The organism is Capnocytophaga sp. oral taxon 326 str. F0382 (assembly GCF_000318295.1).
Lineage (GTDB): Bacteria > Bacteroidota > Bacteroidia > Flavobacteriales > Flavobacteriaceae > Capnocytophaga > Capnocytophaga periodontitidis.
The window spans coordinates 1-16,464 of sequence record NZ_KB291419.1 but is presented as its reverse complement, the minus strand read 5'-3'; the positions used below and the strand labels follow the sequence as shown (position 1 = coordinate 16,464).

The following is a 16,464-nucleotide window of genomic DNA, read 5'->3' as shown; positions in this document are numbered from 1 at the left end:
AAAAGATATGTTTTTTATCCCTATATGTTAAAAATATGATTAGGAAATTGTTAGGAAGAATAAATAGGAATTAGGAATTATTGTATAATACTATCCCCTATCCTCTAATCCCTAACACCTAAAAAGTTTAAGGTGGTTATAGTCAAAGGTCTCACCTCTTACCATTCCGAACAGAGCAGTTAAACCTTTTAGCGCAGATGGTACTACACTTGTTGTGGGAGAGTATGTCGCCGCCTTCTTATAAAGAGCAATTCTGATATAGAGTTGCTCTTTTTTATTTCATACCTACTTATCCCTACCCTCGCACACCCCCTCCGATTCCCTCCGAGATGCTCTGAGATTCTCCCATCATTCCCACCAATCGCCCGTGAAAATCATAAAAAAATTTTACGCTTATATTTGTGTAGTATTTTTCTTTTTTGTACTTTTGCGCGGTGTATAGTGCTTTGTAAGCACATTTCTTATAGCAATGTTTTTTTAATTTTTAAATGAAATGAAAGTAAAAAGTTTTTTTAAATACCTTGTATTGATCCTCTTTCTCTTCTCTGGAGCACAGGAGCTATATGCTCAAATACAGGGTAGGTTTAAATATGCAAGAAGGCAATTTGGGAATGCTTGCATTGCCCCTGGTTATAATAATTGGAGTGTGAATTTTTATTGGGATCCTCCTTTACCTAGTGCTAATAATGTGTTTTATATAGAGTTGTCAGATGCTAATGGAAGTTTTGATAATCCTATTATTCTGAAAACAATAACAGGTCAAAATTCTAAATTTGATTTTAAAGCTCCACAAACTAGTTTTTCTTTTCCCGCTAATACTTCTGGTTCAAATTTTAAGATAAGAGTAAGAAGTACCAGCCCTGCTGCAGAAATAATTGCACTCAACAAAGATGCTACCGTTGGGACAGAAAGTTTTAAAGCCATTTGGTTGGGAGTTAATCGAGTAACTGTTGCTCCTCAAAATGTAACACTTTGCCCTGGTCATACTCAAGAATTAAAAGTGATAGCTCTTAATGATGGGCTACCAGTGTCCAATTATCGTTATGTATGGGGTAAAAGGGTAGGTTCCCAACGTATTCCTATCCAAAGAGATGCAGGCCCTACCTTTACAGTCTCTGAACCAGGTGAGTACTATGCAGCTATAGATTATAAAACAGATTGTCCTCATAGTGCTTACTCTCCTTCTATTGAAGTAAGAATGTCTGGAAGCCAATCCGTTACACTCACTTCCTCAGCTTCCGAAATATGCGAAAGCGAATCCTTTACCCTTACAGCTACTCCCGCCAATCCTTCCGCTAAGTTTATTTGGTATCGTGATAATACCAAACTAACTGAAACCCAAGGAGTGAATACCTATACTGTTCCCGTTGGGCAAAACCTCGCTGGTAACTACTACGTACAAGTAGGGAGTGGCGGTAGTTGTGATGTACAATCTAACCGAGTAACGATCAAGCGAAAAGATAATATCACTGCATCTATCAGTACCACGGGAGGCACTGTGCTAATGCCAGGTAAAAACCGTGTTTTTACTGTGAGCACCACCGCCCAAAGTCCTCAGTACAAATGGTTCAAAGATGGTGCAGAAATTACAGGTGAAACAGCAGCTACCTATACTGCTAATACTGCGGGCACCTATAAAGCCCAAGTAGTGCAAACCGCTGGCTGTGCCGCTACTATTACTACTAACGAGATTACTCTTAAAGCCCCCGATAGCTTTAAAGTGGCAATCAAAACCAAAAACGCTTTTCAACCTTGTACTACCAACGCCGTTACTTTGGCAATCGATAAAATTACTGCCGTTGCTGGGGGTACCGAACTCACTGTCGACCCTTCCGATTATACCACTTTCTCCTTCCAGTGGCAAGCCAATCTCTCAGGTACTTATCAAGATTTAGCAGGAAAAACCCAAAGCGAACTGCCTTTGAATAGCGCCTTAGAAAACGGTAAATACAAACTGAAAGTTACTGCTACAGGCTTCTCTATCCCCGATTCTAACGAATTAGACATCCGGCTACAAGATGCCAATGCCCTAAAAATTAACGGTGGCAACAATTCATTGGAATTCTGCGATGGCGTCGCAACCCTCACCATTACTACGGGTGCTTCTACTTCAGCTACCTACACTTGGTTTAAGGACAATGTGAAGGTCGCCGAAGGGGTAGGCAAAACCGAATATGCTGCCGAGGGCTCTGGCGTATACTATGCTACTGTAGGAGCAAGCTCTGGCGGATGCCCAGCTACCTCTAACTCCGTAGTGGTAAAGAAAACTACTATCACAGCCCGTTGGGCAGATGATATCAACACACGTGAAATTTACTATCACGGCAAAACAAATGTCTTGCAAGTCTCTCATAATATGACTTCTCCTACTATCGAATGGAGCAAAAATGGTACAGTACTTTCTGGCGAAACAGGTACTCAACTCACCATCTCATCGGCTCCTACTTCAGTAGATATCTATACCGTAAAACTCACCGATAACGGCAATTGCGGCACTGTAAAAACCCTCGATCCTGTCTATTTCGAAACCATTGCCGATATCACCGAAGTGAAAGTGGGTACACTTGCTATCTCCTCTACCGATTGCGAAACCCGCTCTCAAACTACCCTCGAAGTACAAAAAATAAAAGTAAAACTGAGTAGTAGCGGACAAGAAGTGGAAGTGAAACGCGCCGACTATCGTTATTTCAATTTCCAATGGTCGAAAGATGGTAACGATATCTTAGGCGAAACACGTCACCAATTGATAGTATTGCGCGCTGGTAATTCCGAATCAGCTAAATATGCTGTAAAGGTTACTTACAACACCAGCATCATCAAAACCTCTGCTGAGCGCGCTATCGCCTTTACACCCATCCCCGATTTCGAGATTTCATCAGCCGATGGCGCCAAAGGAACTGTTTATCTTTGTCAAGGTGGTTCGGTTACCCTAACCGTCGCCGCCGATAGTTTCGACCCCAATGCTACCCTCGCCGATAGCTTTTCCTACAAATGGTACAAAGTAACCAGTGCTAATTATACGAACGACACACCGCTGGGCAGTGAAGCCCCTACCGCAAGCGTAGATGCTATAGGAGAGTACTATTTAGAAATTAACAATGGCGGTTGCCCTAAACGCGCTCATATAAAAGTAGAAAACTACCGCTTAGGCCTCTTTGAACTCGGCTTTAAAGGAAGCGATAACAATAGTACAATTTCTAAAATAGGACAAAACAATTCTCCTAAAATAAAAATAAGTGCTCAAGTAGGAGAACATATTGTAGTACTTAAAAAAACAAATACTAACAACGAAATAGAAATCGCTGGAGGTAACTTCGTATGGGTGAAAGATGATGGTACCGAAAAATATGGCACATCACTTGATATCACTTCCGAAGATATGGCAGGTAACTACACTCTAAAAGAAATATCTTGCCCCGCTATAGGCGAAAATGCCATAAGTTTCCAATTGGATATTTATAAAGTAGATAAAGTACCGAACATTGTAACCCCTAATGGCGACCATTTCAACGATACTTGGGAAATCCCAGCTAAATATACTAGCCCTAATGTGAAAGTAACCATCTATACAGTCGAAGGTAAAGAAGAATATTCCGGCACTAATTACAAAAATCAGTGGCCTTCAGCTAATTCTAATGCTTTTAAAGACCTTGGCAAACGTGCTCTTATCTATATCTACACTATAAAAGGTGAATATACCGAAAATGGTCAAACAAAAAGCGTAGATTTGAAAGGTACAATTACCATACTAAAATAAAAACGAACAATGAAAAGTAGATTACATATACTCATTATAGCGTTTGTGCTTGGTGCCTACTACAGTTGGGCTCAAGGCGATGGTAATTATTTGCCCTATGAAATGCCTGGACATACAGCCGTAAAGTACAACACTTATCTAATGAACCCCGCATTTCCTATCTTTAGCAAAAACGAATCCCAAATCACCTTCTTCCATCGCAACCAATGGATGGGCTTTAAGGACGATAAATTCAATACCTTTGGTCTTTCTTATGGCAAAAAATGGGGCGGTGATGCAGGTCGAAAAAAAGATTATTACGACGGAAATAATATGGCTCACGGAATGGTCTTCCAGCGCAATGTGAGCTTCTTCTCCAATGTAGGTATCTTAGGAAACTATGTACACCAAGTTGAAATCTCAAGAGATAACTATTTGCGCTTGGGCTTGAATGTGGTCTTCGCTCGCAGCAGTATTGATAAAAGCAAAGTGCGTTCAAATGTACAAGACCCCTTAGTTGAAAATGCCAAACCTACCAGTATCATCAATCTCCAACCTGGGGTAGATGTGAACTTTGGCTATTGGCACGTCGGGCTTACCGCCGAAAACCTCTTAGACTATTCTTTCTCAGCAGGTGAAATGGCTGTGCCTTTCAACGAAAAATCGCTCACCGCTCACGTGATGTACCGCAAAGAGCTACAAAGCAGAAGCGATTTTTTAGAAGATGGATTTTTCAGCGTAATGACTAAAGGCAAAAAAACAAAAGATAACTTCCAATTTGGCGGTCATCTAATGCTCGATGTAAATATGGGCTGGGCGTATGCTGGTTATGACCAAAAATACGGCGTTTTTGGAGGTATAGGCTTCAATGTAAGCAACCATTTTAGCATTGGCTTTGGTTACGAACAGAGTATAGCCAACTATGTAGCCGAACAAGGTGGTAGTTACGATGTGCTACTCTCTTATCAATTTGGTGGTAAACATCATATCAAAAAACCAAAACAACCACCAGTTGTAAAAACTCCACCAGTAGTAAAACCACCTGAACCTAAGGTGGTAACACCTACCGTTACAGTTACTAAAACACCTACTACGCCACCTCCTCCTAAGCCTAAAACTCTTATGGAAAAATTAGATGAACGTATTAAAGTAGTGGAAGATGATATCCCTATTCCACCAGGATACTATGTAATCCTTAGCGTGTACAATAGCCCAGGGGGTGCTTACAGAATGACTAATGAAATCAGACAAAAGTTAGAAGTAGAGGTAGCTACCTTTATGCACCCTAATAACAATTTAACCTACATCTATGCCGATAAACCTTACGAAACACGAGGTGAAGCAGGCGAACGCCTTATCAACATACTCCGCCGCCCAGAGTTTAAAAACTCCAAAGCGTGGATACTAAAAGTAGGTAACCAATAAAGTATTTTTATAAAGACTGTTCAAAATAGTAACTACAAAATAACTCTTTTTTGAACAGTCTTTTATTTTTTAAAAAGAAAACAAGATGAAAAAATTAATTCTTTGCTTGATAGCACTTTTAGCTTTACAGTCCTGTGCTACTATCGATCACCAACGCACAACACGTTCACACGCCAAAAAAACTGCCCCTAAAGCAACAACCAATATGAAAACAGGCGTTTATAAAACCGATGTCACTGCAACCTATTACCACGACAAATTCAACGGCAAAAAAACAGCCAGCGGTGCCGTATTTAGTAATAGTAAGCTCACTACAGCACACCCCTCTTTGCCTTTTGGCACCCAACTAAAGGTTACCAATCGCGCAAATGGCAAATCTGTAGTCGTGACCGTTACCGATAGAGGCCCCTTTACCAAAGGTCGCGAACTCGACCTCACCAAACGCGCCTTTATGGAAATCACCGATAACAAAAACAAAGGATTGATTCAAGTAGATATAGAAATCCTAAAATAAAAACAATAAGCCAATTGCCAATTTGCTAATTCTCTAATTTGCTAATTTGCTAATTATATACTACCTTTGCCCCCATTATGAAAATACTTTATTTACACGGGCTTGATAGCTTTTTACAAGATGATAGGCGTGCTGTGCTTTCCCCTTATGGTGAAATCTTCGCCCCTACCATCAACTATCGCAACGCCCCTAACCTCTTTGATGAACTGCAAACCCAATACGCCTCTGCCGATGTACTCATCGGGTCAAGTTTGGGCGGACTCGTAGTTTATTACCTCGCTCAAAAATTAGGCAAACCTTGCTTGTTGTTCAACCCTGCGCTTACTCACCGTCACGAATTACCTTTCAACACCCAGCCTAACTCTAATTATACCGCTTATATGCAGGTAGTTATAGGCTTGCAGGATACCGTGATTGCCCCTTGGGAATCGCTTGCCATACTCCGTGACGATATGCGTAGCCTGCCAAATGTTACCATCCATCTGCTCAACACTATGGAACATTCTTACCCCATAGAAATTTTCGAGAATGAAGTAAAACACTTTTTTGTTAATTGTAAATTGTTAATTGTAAATTGTTAATTGATTAAATATGTTCCCACTCAGAAGAAACCGCCGTTTGCGCGTAAGCGATACAATACGTAGTTTAGTAAAAGAAACTATCGTTACCCCCGATGATTTTCTCGTACCCCTCTTTGTAGTCGAAGGTACAGGTGTAAAAGAAGAAATTGCCTCTATGCCAGGTTATTATCGCTATAGCCTCGACCTCTTGGCAAAAGAAGTAAAAGAACTTTGGAGCTTAGGTCTCAAATCAGTTTTACTATTTGTAAAAGTCCCCGATAACCTCAAAGACAACAAAGGCACTGAAGCTGCCAACCCTAACGGTTTGATGCAACGCGCTATCAAAACCGTGAAAGAAGCAACTCCTAATATGCTTGTAATGACCGATGTAGCCCTCGACCCTTATTCTATCTATGGGCACGATGGCATTGTAGAAAATGGCAAGATTGTAAACGATGCTACGGTTGATGCTCTTTGTCGTATGGCTCTCTCACACGCCGAGGCTGGTGCCGATTTCATAGCCCCCAGCGATATGATGGACGGCCGCATTGTCGCATTGCGCGAAACCCTTGAGGATAATAGTTTTGAACACGTAGGAATAATGTCGTACAGCGCCAAATACGCATCAGCTTTTTACGGCCCTTTCCGCGATGCCCTCGACAGTGCTCCTGTAGATCAGCAGGATATCCCTAAAGATAAGAAAACTTATCAAATGGACTATCACAACCGCCTCGAAGCCTTACGCGAAACCCGTATGGATATAGAAGAAGGCGCTGATATTGTAATGGTAAAACCAGGACTTTGCTATTTAGATATCGTGCGCGAGGTGAAGAATATGAGCGAAGTACCCGTAGCGGTATACCAAGTATCAGGTGAATACGCAATGCTCAAAGCTGCTGCTGCCAAGGGGTGGCTCGACCACGATGCCGTGATGATGGAACAAATCGTGAGTATCAAACGCGCTGGTGCCGACCTTATCGCGAGCTATTTTGCCAAAGAAGTCGTAAAACTCTTATAAAAATAAAATTGTCTTCGTGTCAATAGACTTTGTCAAAGTCCTTGGACTTTGACAAAGTCTATTATATTGCAAACGCCCAAACAAAAGATTTTCTATGAAAAAACACTTTTTAATATTCACAACTTTAACACTCCTAACCGCTTGTGGTGGCGGCACTAACAACAATAATAATAGCAACGATACCACCACCCCCAAAACTACTGCGCCTCAGGCAACCACTACAGCCACTCCTGAACCCGATTTCCCCGATTGGCAAAACCAAAAAGGGGTAAAACCCATCACCCTCAACCCTCCTTTAGCCGATACCCCCGATGCGGCAATGGCTGCCAAAGGTGAAGAAACTTTTAACAATCTTTGTGTTGCCTGCCACCGCCCTAAAAAACGCTTAATAGGCCCCGCAATGATTGGCGTAATGGAACGCCGTACCCCTGAGTGGCTGATGAATATGATTCTCTACCCCGATGCAATGGAAAAACAAGACCCTATCGCTAAAAAATTAGTAGAAGAGTACCAAAGCCTAATGCTCAACCAAAATCTCACCCAGCAACAAGCCCGAGAAGTACTTGAGTATTTGAGAACAATAAAGTAAATATTAGTAGCTTGGTAATGAAATCAGTTTGTGATATAAGACCTTTTATCTCTGTCGTTTTAGGAGATAATATTACTTTATTACCTAATGTAGATGAATTATTTGAATTGGAAATGATGTGGTTAGAATATAACCTTTTAACAAAAAAAGAACTTTTAGAGCGTTCAGCTTTTATAAAGTCGATTGATAATCAATATACTAACCATTTTCTTTTGTATTCAGATTATAATGATAAGGTAAATAAAAACCGCTCAACAGCTGTACAAGCATATTTTGAAGAAGGTCAATTTTCAACAGGTTATGCTACTCACGGATTGTTTCCTTATAGAGGAAAATTCCATCCTCAGTTAATAAAAGGATTGCTCAATATTTTAGAAGTAAAGAGAGGTGATTTACTTTTAGACCCAATGGCTGGAAGTGGGACAGCTAATATAGAAGCTGCACTTTTAGGTATCAATTCTAAAGCCTGTGATATTAGCCCTTTTTGTCAGTTTATGATAAAGGTAAAATATGAATCTCTGACCATTGATTTATCATTACTTGAACATATTACACTTGATAATCAAAAGCTTTTTGACTTTTTTAAACAAGGAAATGTTTTGAGACGGATAGCTAAAGTAAAAGATTTAGAGAAGCAAAAAATTTACAATCTTGCTTTTTTAGCTTGGCTTGATGCCTTAGGATATTCAAAACGCGTAATTAGAAGTAATCACGAACAACTTTTTGCTAAAGTACTACCACGCTACACTGAAACTGTAAAAACACTTCTTAGAAATCCTCATTTTAGTACTGAATTACTTGGTGAGTTACAGATTCTATCAGATTCAGAAGCTTTGAAAATAAATATCCCTGATGAAAGTGTAGATTGTGTGATAACTTCACCTCCTTATTCATTCGCAATAGATTATATTGAAAATGATAAAGATCAATTGGAGTTTTTAGGATACAATACAAAGGAACTAAAAACAAGATTAATAGGTTTAAAAGGTAAAAATAAAACAGAACGCTTAAATAATTATTTCATAGATATGGATAGAGTTTGCGCTGAAATATCAAGAGTCTTAAAAAAAGATAAATATTTTGTAATGATAATAGGCTCAAACACTAATCAAACAGGAGGAATACGTTTAGAACAGACTATTATTGAATCAGCTAAAAAATATAAACTCTCTTTGATAAAAAACATTCTAAAGCCTATCAAAGGAATGAGAAATACAATGAAAGAGGAGTATATACTAATATTTAAAAAGAAATAATATGAGGAGTGTAGATGATAAATTTCTAACAGTTATTGATAAAAATACTTTCTATTTTTTTAATACAAAGTTCGAAGAGGGTTATGAAGGGTATATCAATTCAGTAAAAGAAACCCTTTTGATTGTTAAAAATAAAGTAGAAACAGAAGGTCTTAAGAAAGAAATTTTTGAATGGCTTTTAGCCGAAAAAGAAAATGGATTGAAAGCTTTGTTAGCTCTCACAGGATTTTCAAACGAATATCTTAAACGCCTTACCACCATTATTCGTATTGTAGATGATGCTGAACTCAATAAAATTGTATTCAAAGATAAATGGTATAATGAAAAAAATCCTAATAACATACAAGAATGGTCAGATAACACTATTCAAAAAAGAATACAAAACGATGAGTTTTTTCGCAAAGGTTTGGTGAATATTTTCTTTGAAGGAGCTTCAATACCTTTTCTCACAAATACAATCCCTCTTTTTGAACTGAAAAAACTCAGTATATCAAAACTGAAATTTGAAATTCCTGAGCTTATAGATTCTTTAGTGCGTTATAAAGAAAAAGGAAGCTATTCAGGTATGAAAGGTAATAATCCCGAAACTGTAATAGCTGAATTATTAGATAGATTAGGACTTACATACCAAACAGGCGATCTAACTGAATTGATTAGTAATGCTCCTAATAACAAACGTACAATGGATTTTATTATTCCTAACAAACAACATCCTTTAGTAATTGTAGAAAGTTCTTTTTTAGCTACTACTTCATCAGGCCAAGGGGACAAATCAAAAACTGAAATATCTATTGATGTCCTTATAAAATCACATTATCCTAATGCAAAATTTGTAGGTTTTGTTGATGGCATAGGTTGGTATGTGCGTAAAGGTGATTTGAAAAGAATGGTAACGGCTTATGAAGATGTGTTTACTTTTCATACTGATGAATTAAGACGCTTTGAAAAACTTTTAATTGAGACTTTTAAAAATGATAAATAATTACTTAAATAGAATACTCCAAGGAGATTGTTTAGAGTTATTTAAAAATATCCCTGATAATTCAGTGGATATGACTTTTGCCGACCCCCCTTTTAATTTACAGAAAAAATATACAAGCTATAAAGATAATCTTGCTTTTCAAGAATATTTAGATTGGTGTGAACAATGGATTGCTGAAATGGTTCGTGTTACCAAACCTACAGGATCTATATTTTTGCATAACATCCCTAAATGGCTTACTTTTTATGCTACTTACTTGAATAAATTTGCTCATTTTAAACATTGGATAGCTTGGGATGCTCCTACTGCCCCTATGGGGAAATCATTACAACCTGCTCATTATGGTATACTTTTTTATACTAAAGAAGCTAAAGGTGCTAAAATATATGAATTACGTTATCCTCATAAACGAGACCGTAAACAAGGTTTTTTATGGAAAGATTATGGGGGAAAAAAGGATGGATTACATCCTTTTGGTCCTTTAGTGTCCGATGTTTGGACTGATATACATCGGGTAAAGCACAATTCTAAAAGAGACCCACATCCTTGTCAATTACCTTTGCATCTACTAGATAGACTTATTTTGTTAACTACAGATGAAAATGATATTGTTTTAGACCCCTTCTCAGGTACAGGTACTACTGCTATCGCAGCTAAACGACTAGGAAGGCAATATATAGGATTTGAGTTAGATGAAAACTATGCTGAAATATCTCAAAAAAAAATAGCTTTTACAAAATCTGATTTTAAAATAGGAGATAGTTGGGTAAGTTTTTATCTAAACGATGTGGTAACTATCAGAAATAGAGATTGGGTTAGTTTAGAACCTTATTTTAATATTCCTGAACCTGCTCGAAGTGTTGACTTCCAAAAAACAACATTAAAACGCAATATTGTTATACCTCAAGAAAAAGTATATCCTCTTGAAAAAATAGTAGAAACTAAAACTTTTTTCAAGGAAATAGGACACTCTAAAGAGTTGGAGGCTAAACTAAATGCTGTCTCAAACTAATTTATAAATTTGCAAATTCGCTAATTAATCCGTACCTTTGTAGCTTGAAAATATTATTTATATATACAATATATGAAAACCATAGACAATTTTAACTTTGCAGGCAAGAAAGCCTTGATTCGTGTGGACTTCAATGTACCATTAGACGAAAATTTTAAAGTAACCGATAACACTCGTATTGAGGCAGCTAAACCTACTATCGAGAAAATCCTTAAGGACGGTGGTACCGCTGTTTTGATGAGTCACTTAGGTCGCCCAAAAGGTGAACGCAACGATAAGTATTCTCTCCGCCATATCGTTAGTGAAGTAGAAAAAGTATTAGGCAAAAAAGTAATCTTTGTAAACGATTGCGTAGGCGAAGTAGCCGAAAAAGCTGTAGCTGCAGCTCCTGCGGGTAGTGTAGTGCTCCTTGAAAACTTGCGATTCCACAACGAAGAAGAAAAAGGCGACGAAAACTTCTCTAAACAATTGGCTAAACTCGGCGATATCTACGTGAACGACGCTTTTGGTACCGCTCACCGCGCCCACGCTTCTACTACTATTGTAGCTAAATTCTTCCCTAACAACAAATGCTTTGGTTACCTCCTCGCTAAAGAAATTGAAAGTATCGACAAAGTGATGAGATCAGGTGAAAAACCTGTAACAGCTATCCTCGGCGGTTCTAAAGTTTCCTCTAAAATCACTATCATCGAAAATATTTTAGGAAAAGTAAACCACCTTATCATCGGTGGAGGTATGGCATATACTTTTATCAAAGCACAAGGCGGTAAAGTAGGAAACTCTATTTGTGAAGACGATAAACTCGACCTCGCTCTTGATATCCTTGCTAAAGCTAAAGCTAAAGGCGTAGAAGTTCACTTGCCTATCGATGTGGTAGCTGCCGACGCTTTCGACAACAACGCTAAAACCCAAATAGTACCCGTAAATGCTGTTCCCGATGGTTGGGAAGGTCTCGATGCAGGCCCTAAAACACTCGAAAATATCAAATCGGTATTGCTCGCTTCTAAAACTATCTTGTGGAATGGCCCTATAGGGGTGTTTGAAATGCCTAACTTCGCCAAAGGTACTATCGCTGTAGGTGATTATGTTGCCGAAGCTACTAAAAAAGGTGCTTTCTCACTCGTAGGAGGTGGCGACTCGGTAGCTGCTGTTAAACAATTTGGCTTTGAAAACAAAGTGAGCTATGTTTCTACCGGTGGTGGCGCTATGCTCGAAAGCCTCGAAGGATTGGTACTCCCTGGTATCGCTGCTATCAATGAATAGACGATAAACAATTAGGTGAAAAATGACCTTATTTGTTGAACATATCAATTTGCAACAATTCTCCACACCCACAAGTGTGGAGAATTATTGTATATTTATGTTTGAAGGTACAGGTTCTTTTACAGTAGATGCTACTCCGTATACTTATAAGGGTTACACCTTGCTTTTTCTCTCTCCTTTTCAGCACTTTCAGTGGCAAGAAGCAAGCATTACAACCGCCGAACTCTTGCAATTTCACGGCGATTTCTATTGTATAGAATACCACAAAAAAGAAGTCGCTTGCAATGGTTTCCTCTTTAATGCACTGTTTTTACAACCTCACATTGCTGTGGGAGAAGCTACTTTCGTAGAAGTAAAAAATCTATTTAGAAATATAACTGCTGAACTTACCGAAAATAATCCTTTTTCAGAAGCGGTATTGCGCTCTTATCTTCAGCTTATTTTAGCGCTTTCCAGCAAGGAAAAAAGCCTATTACTCACTGATACTCCTCCACAAACCGACCATACTTTAGCAACCGACTTCCAAGAACTTTTAGAAAAACACTTCCTTAGTGAGCGCAACCTCTCTTTCTATGCCGAGGCGCTTTCCCTCACCCCCGATGCTTTTAGCAAAAAACTCAAAAAACTCATCGGGAAAACACCTTCTAAACTCCTCCAAGACCGATTGGTGTTAGAAGCTAAAAAACAACTGCACCTCACGCATAAGTCTATCAAAGAAATAGCCTTTGATTTGAATTTTGAAGATGAGTTCTATTTCAGTAGATTCTTCAAAAAAAACGTGGGACTTTCGCCTAAACACTTCCGCGAAAGCGTAGGTATTTCAATAGTTGCCAACGAAACACACTAAAATGTCTATGCAATCACCTTTTTTATCCATTTGTATTTGCTAAAAAAGACGTAATTTTGCACCCTGAAATTTAATACAAATTACTATGCAAAAGTTATTATCATTTTTAGCAGGAAGCGAACGTTGTTTCGTGAATTTTATCAGGGTTGCTATCTTCATCGTAATGGCGTGGATAGGAGGCTTGAAAGTATGTCAGTATGAAGCCGATGGCATTGTACCTTTCGTGACTAACAGTCCGTTTATGAGTTTTTTCTATGCTAATTCAGGTAAAACCGCAATCGATGAGAACGGTGTTACAGGTGAAGCTAACAAAGGCAAAGAAGTAGCACAATACAAATTGCACAAAAACCCCGAAGGTAAGATGGTGAAAGCCAATATCGAATGGCATAAAGAGAACAATACTTATACTTTCTCTTATGGTTTAGGGGCTTTCATTTGCTTGATAGGTTTACTTACTCTTTTAGGTATTTGGTCACCTAAAATAGGGGTGATAGGAGGTTTACTCACTTTTGGTATGAGCATTGTTACACTTTCTTTCCTCATCACTACCCCCGAGGTGTATGTACCTAATTTAGGTGGTGATATGCCTACTCCAGCTTATGGTTTCCCTTACTTATCGGGAGCTGGACGCTTAGTATTGAAAGATATTATAATGTCGGCAGGCGGTTTGATCGCCGCTTCCGAAGCTGCAAGACGAATTTTAGCAGCTAAGAAATAAGAAATAAAAAGTAAGAAAAAGAGGCAACTGTAAATCTTCTCAGTTGCCTCTTTTTTTGGTATTGCTATACTTTGTTAAAACTTATACGGCATTATTCTGTATATTTTTTGATAAGACGAATCATCAGGTTGCTGAGTTTTTCGACTTGGTATTCGCCTACGCTGGGCTCTAAATGGCTATTACCGATACCGCTATCGTCGGTAATAAATACATAGGTGCCATTGGTATACATTGCCATAAAGCGCATTAAGAACTCGGTGGGTTTATCGATACCGCTAGCCACGATGGGGATGAGCTTGATACCTTTCTCGGCAGCGGTTTTTACAGAGGCTTGTACGCTTTTGATTACTTTATCTTCGTGATGAGGAGGGGCATCGAGTACTAAAAAAGCGATGCGGGTGCGTGCTGAGGCATTCCATTGTAGTTTGTTGAGCTCATTGAGGGCGGTATGTACGGCTTCGGGGAAGTCGCCGCCACCATCAGCTTTTTGTCCGTTGATAAATTGAATGGTTTTATTGATATCCTTAGTAAAATCGGAGTGTTTGACTACATAGTCGTCACCTTCGTCGCGGTAAAATACGGTGCCAGTACTGATTTTTAGGTTTTTATTACCTTCTTCAACCTTACTAATTACGTTCTTCAAGTCCATTTTGAGGAACTCCAGCTCGTCGCCCATTGAGCCCGTAGCATCCACCATAAAGGCGATTTGCACTTCGTTTGAAGTTTTTTCTGTGTTGTTTTTAAGGGCAATACGGTTGAGGGTCGTTTCGCTAATTGGATTTTCAGTGCTTATCCATTCGTTATTGACTTTTAGGCGCAAATGCTCGGTGTTAAGATTTTTTTCTTTTTGGAAAGCACTCGCCCATAGTTCAGCCTTTCCAGTGTTATCGGTTTTGGCTGTCCATAGCAGGGTATTGTTGCGAAGAGGGCAACACTGGCGTTTACAACAGGTTTACTATTAGCGGTTAGAAGCACAGCAATGCGGTGATTAGTGTACATTTGCCAGTATTCGGGGAAGCTATTGAAGTCTTTTTTATCAAGTGTTTTTTGGTAGAAATCCCAGCTGTTGAGATCGTTCCACTCGCCGGCGGTTACCAAACCAGACTGCGGTTGAGGGTCGCTTTCGGGGTGACGTTTACGGTGTTTCGGTTCAGCGCGTTTCGCTGTTATCATACTTTCGTCACTTCTGCTAACATCGCCTGTTGTTTTAGAGACTTTTCTCTTAGCGCTCTTTTCGCCGTAGCCAACTACAGCAATCTCGGCTAATTCGCCACTACTTTCTTCTCGGTAATCGCCGGTAGAGCTTTCATCTCGGTATTCGGTGATACCTCCATAATCGCCAGTGCTACTTCCGCGATCAGCGGATTTGTAAGCTTTTCGGTCGCCACAAGCGCATACGAGTAGGACAAGGCACAATAACAAAAAATAAGATAGGTTTTTCATTTTGGAATATAGTTTTTGTGTTTTCTAAAAGAAAACATACGAAAATAATGCCAAATGTTTAATAATTAAGAGAGTGTCCGAAAAGTTTTGTTTTTTTATTGATTACACACTTCGAACTAAATACAAAAGAATTTTACCATTTATCTTCTTAAAAATATACTTAATAGTATACCCTCCTATAACATCACTTTCTAAAAAACTAATATCTATTTGGAAAGAATTTTCTGATAAAAAGGAAAAATCAATATTTGTAGTTTTTTCCTTATTCCACCAACTAAAAATCCTATTTTCAATAATATTCTTTGTATCTAACTTTTGAAAAAAAGAGATATAGCTCTCAGTGAATAATTTATGGAATATTTTTATAAAATCTTCTTTTCCAATAGGTTTGTCTTTTGTCGTAAAACCTTCTTCATAAACTTTATCGCCATATATCATCTCATAAAGAGGACCTTCATCTTCAAGTGGATAATTTATCATATTGTTGGCAATTTCATCTATTTGTTTCTCAAGTAGCGCTTTTTTCAAATTATCTAAAAAAAGAACTAACTCTTCATCTTCTATCTTCTGTTCATTATTTTCATTTATTGTCTGACGACTACTTTCTAATGCTATTGCTTTTACATTATTTGTATAGTTACTATTTGTATTACAACTGAGTGTCATAATACAAATAAGTATAAAAAATATCTTATTTGTTTTAGTAAGCTGTAGCCCTCTCATTTTTCTTCTTTTTTTATTAATAGTATCTATAACAGCTGATTATTGTTTTATTCTTTGCTGAGTCTATTTTATGATATTATTTATAAATGCATAAAAAACTAAATTCTTATGGTGAGAAAATCAAACTATCTTTTTGTTTATCATATAGATATGTAAAACTATTAAAAGTAACAGCACTGCTTCTGCTATCTATTTGCTTGGTAAATGCTACATAAAAAACTATTCTTTTTAGATTTTCATTCTTGTTTAGAATACTATCTTTTATATATAGACTTTCTTGTTTGAAATCGCTAAGATGCCTTTCTTTTTCATTTTCAAAGTCTATTCGAATCCTATAGGAAAAGGGATGTTTTAAAAAATCTGTTTTTATAAAAGTAT

General features: G+C 38.1%; 16 protein-coding genes and 1 rRNA gene. 13 read left to right on the top strand and 4 right to left on the bottom strand.

What is annotated here, in order from left to right:
- Positions 1–128: 128 nt before the first annotated feature.
- The 13 genes from rrf to HMPREF9073_RS09030 all read left to right on the top strand — a co-directional run bounded on the left by rrf (position 129) and on the right by HMPREF9073_RS09030 (position 13,920).
- A 5S ribosomal RNA gene (gene rrf, locus HMPREF9073_RS09090) occupies positions 129–239 on the top strand.
- Positions 240–493: 254 nt separating this feature from the next.
- Positions 494–3,757 carry a gliding motility-associated C-terminal domain-containing protein gene (locus HMPREF9073_RS09085; protein WP_009413435.1) on the top strand — a complete coding sequence of 1,088 codons (3,264 nt, stop codon included), beginning with the start codon at positions 494–496 and terminating at the stop codon, positions 3,755–3,757.
- A gap of 9 nt (positions 3,758–3,766) precedes the next feature.
- Complete coding sequence (locus tag HMPREF9073_RS09080) at positions 3,767–5,161, top strand: PorP/SprF family type IX secretion system membrane protein (protein WP_009413434.1); 1,395 nt, start codon at positions 3,767–3,769, stop codon at positions 5,159–5,161.
- Between the two features lie 85 nt (positions 5,162–5,246).
- Positions 5,247–5,675 (top strand): septal ring lytic transglycosylase RlpA family protein, encoded by a 429-nt coding sequence (locus HMPREF9073_RS09075; protein WP_009413433.1) that lies wholly within the window; start codon positions 5,247–5,249, stop codon positions 5,673–5,675.
- Between the two features lie 77 nt (positions 5,676–5,752).
- Positions 5,753–6,256 (top strand): YqiA/YcfP family alpha/beta fold hydrolase, encoded by a 504-nt coding sequence (locus tag HMPREF9073_RS09070; RefSeq protein WP_009413432.1) that lies wholly within the window; start codon positions 5,753–5,755, stop codon positions 6,254–6,256.
- A 10-nt stretch (positions 6,257–6,266) separates the two neighbouring features.
- Entirely contained in the window at positions 6,267–7,253 is a 987-nt protein-coding gene (gene hemB / locus HMPREF9073_RS09065; protein WP_009413431.1) for a porphobilinogen synthase, read from the top strand.
- Between the two features lie 94 nt (positions 7,254–7,347).
- Positions 7,348–7,842, top strand: a complete 495-nt coding sequence (locus tag HMPREF9073_RS09060; RefSeq protein WP_009413430.1) for a cytochrome c — start codon at positions 7,348–7,350, stop codon at positions 7,840–7,842.
- Between the two features lie 17 nt (positions 7,843–7,859).
- Positions 7,860–9,098: a DNA methyltransferase gene (locus HMPREF9073_RS09055; protein WP_009413429.1), complete on the top strand. Its 1,239-nt coding sequence runs from the start codon at positions 7,860–7,862 to the stop codon at positions 9,096–9,098.
- A gap of 1 nt (position 9,099) precedes the next feature.
- Entirely contained in the window at positions 9,100–10,080 is a 981-nt protein-coding gene (locus HMPREF9073_RS15710) for a DpnII family type II restriction endonuclease (RefSeq protein WP_009413428.1), read from the top strand.
- Positions 10,070–11,092, top strand: a complete 1,023-nt coding sequence (locus tag HMPREF9073_RS09045) for a site-specific DNA-methyltransferase (RefSeq protein ID WP_009413427.1) — start codon at positions 10,070–10,072, stop codon at positions 11,090–11,092. The genes HMPREF9073_RS15710 and HMPREF9073_RS09045 overlap by 11 nt, the downstream gene beginning before the upstream one ends.
- Before the next feature lie 72 nt (positions 11,093–11,164).
- Positions 11,165–12,355 carry a phosphoglycerate kinase gene (gene pgk, locus HMPREF9073_RS09040; RefSeq protein WP_009413426.1) on the top strand — a complete coding sequence of 397 codons (1,191 nt, stop codon included), beginning with the start codon at positions 11,165–11,167 and terminating at the stop codon, positions 12,353–12,355.
- A gap of 22 nt (positions 12,356–12,377) precedes the next feature.
- Positions 12,378–13,202, top strand: coding sequence for an AraC family transcriptional regulator (locus tag HMPREF9073_RS09035; protein ID WP_009413425.1), 825 nt, complete (start codon positions 12,378–12,380; stop codon positions 13,200–13,202).
- Between the two features lie 85 nt (positions 13,203–13,287).
- Entirely contained in the window at positions 13,288–13,920 is a 633-nt protein-coding gene (locus HMPREF9073_RS09030) for a DUF417 family protein (protein ID WP_009413424.1), read from the top strand.
- Positions 13,921–14,011: 91 nt separating this feature from the next.
- Here HMPREF9073_RS09030 and HMPREF9073_RS16315 read toward each other — a convergent pair whose 3' ends face one another.
- The 4 genes from HMPREF9073_RS16315 to HMPREF9073_RS16305 form a co-directional block, all read right to left on the bottom strand.
- Positions 14,012–14,740 (bottom strand): VWA domain-containing protein, encoded by a 729-nt coding sequence (locus HMPREF9073_RS16315; protein ID WP_009413423.1) that lies wholly within the window; start codon positions 14,738–14,740, stop codon positions 14,012–14,014.
- Positions 14,731–15,363, bottom strand: a complete 633-nt coding sequence (locus tag HMPREF9073_RS16310) for a hypothetical protein (protein WP_009413422.1) — start codon at positions 15,361–15,363, stop codon at positions 14,731–14,733. Before HMPREF9073_RS16310 ends, HMPREF9073_RS16315 begins: the two co-directional genes overlap by 10 nt.
- A gap of 102 nt (positions 15,364–15,465) precedes the next feature.
- Positions 15,466–16,086 (bottom strand): hypothetical protein, encoded by a 621-nt coding sequence (locus HMPREF9073_RS09020; protein WP_009413421.1) that lies wholly within the window; start codon positions 16,084–16,086, stop codon positions 15,466–15,468.
- Positions 16,087–16,192: 106 nt separating this feature from the next.
- A partial coding sequence (locus HMPREF9073_RS16305) for a hypothetical protein (RefSeq protein WP_009413420.1) occupies positions 16,193–16,464 on the bottom strand: 272 nt, incomplete at its 5' end.

What these genes read in the sequence shown, in the direction of transcription:
- HMPREF9073_RS09085 (WP_009413435.1), top strand. Translation starts at nt 494, where the DNA reads ATGAAAGTAAAAAGTTTTTTTAAATACCTTGTATTGATCCTCTTTCTC.
- HMPREF9073_RS09080 (WP_009413434.1), top strand. Translation starts at nt 3,767, where the DNA reads ATGAAAAGTAGATTACATATACTCATTATAGCGTTTGTGCTTGGTGCC.
- HMPREF9073_RS09075 (WP_009413433.1), top strand. Translation starts at nt 5,247, where the DNA reads ATGAAAAAATTAATTCTTTGCTTGATAGCACTTTTAGCTTTACAGTCC.
- HMPREF9073_RS09070 (WP_009413432.1), top strand. Translation starts at nt 5,753, where the DNA reads ATGAAAATACTTTATTTACACGGGCTTGATAGCTTTTTACAAGATGAT.
- hemB (WP_009413431.1), top strand. Translation starts at nt 6,267, where the DNA reads ATGTTCCCACTCAGAAGAAACCGCCGTTTGCGCGTAAGCGATACAATA.
- HMPREF9073_RS09060 (WP_009413430.1), top strand. Translation starts at nt 7,348, where the DNA reads ATGAAAAAACACTTTTTAATATTCACAACTTTAACACTCCTAACCGCT.
- HMPREF9073_RS09055 (WP_009413429.1), top strand. Translation starts at nt 7,860, where the DNA reads ATGAAATCAGTTTGTGATATAAGACCTTTTATCTCTGTCGTTTTAGGA.
- HMPREF9073_RS15710 (WP_009413428.1), top strand. Translation starts at nt 9,100, where the DNA reads ATGAGGAGTGTAGATGATAAATTTCTAACAGTTATTGATAAAAATACT.
- HMPREF9073_RS09045 (WP_009413427.1), top strand. Translation starts at nt 10,070, where the DNA reads ATGATAAATAATTACTTAAATAGAATACTCCAAGGAGATTGTTTAGAG.
- pgk (WP_009413426.1), top strand. Translation starts at nt 11,165, where the DNA reads ATGAAAACCATAGACAATTTTAACTTTGCAGGCAAGAAAGCCTTGATT.
- HMPREF9073_RS09035 (WP_009413425.1), top strand. Translation starts at nt 12,378, where the DNA reads ATGACCTTATTTGTTGAACATATCAATTTGCAACAATTCTCCACACCC.
- HMPREF9073_RS09030 (WP_009413424.1), top strand. Translation starts at nt 13,288, where the DNA reads ATGCAAAAGTTATTATCATTTTTAGCAGGAAGCGAACGTTGTTTCGTG.
- HMPREF9073_RS16310 (WP_009413422.1), bottom strand. Translation starts at nt 15,363, where the DNA reads ATGAAAAACCTATCTTATTTTTTGTTATTGTGCCTTGTCCTACTCGTA.
- HMPREF9073_RS09020 (WP_009413421.1), bottom strand. Translation starts at nt 16,086, where the DNA reads ATGAGAGGGCTACAGCTTACTAAAACAAATAAGATATTTTTTATACTT.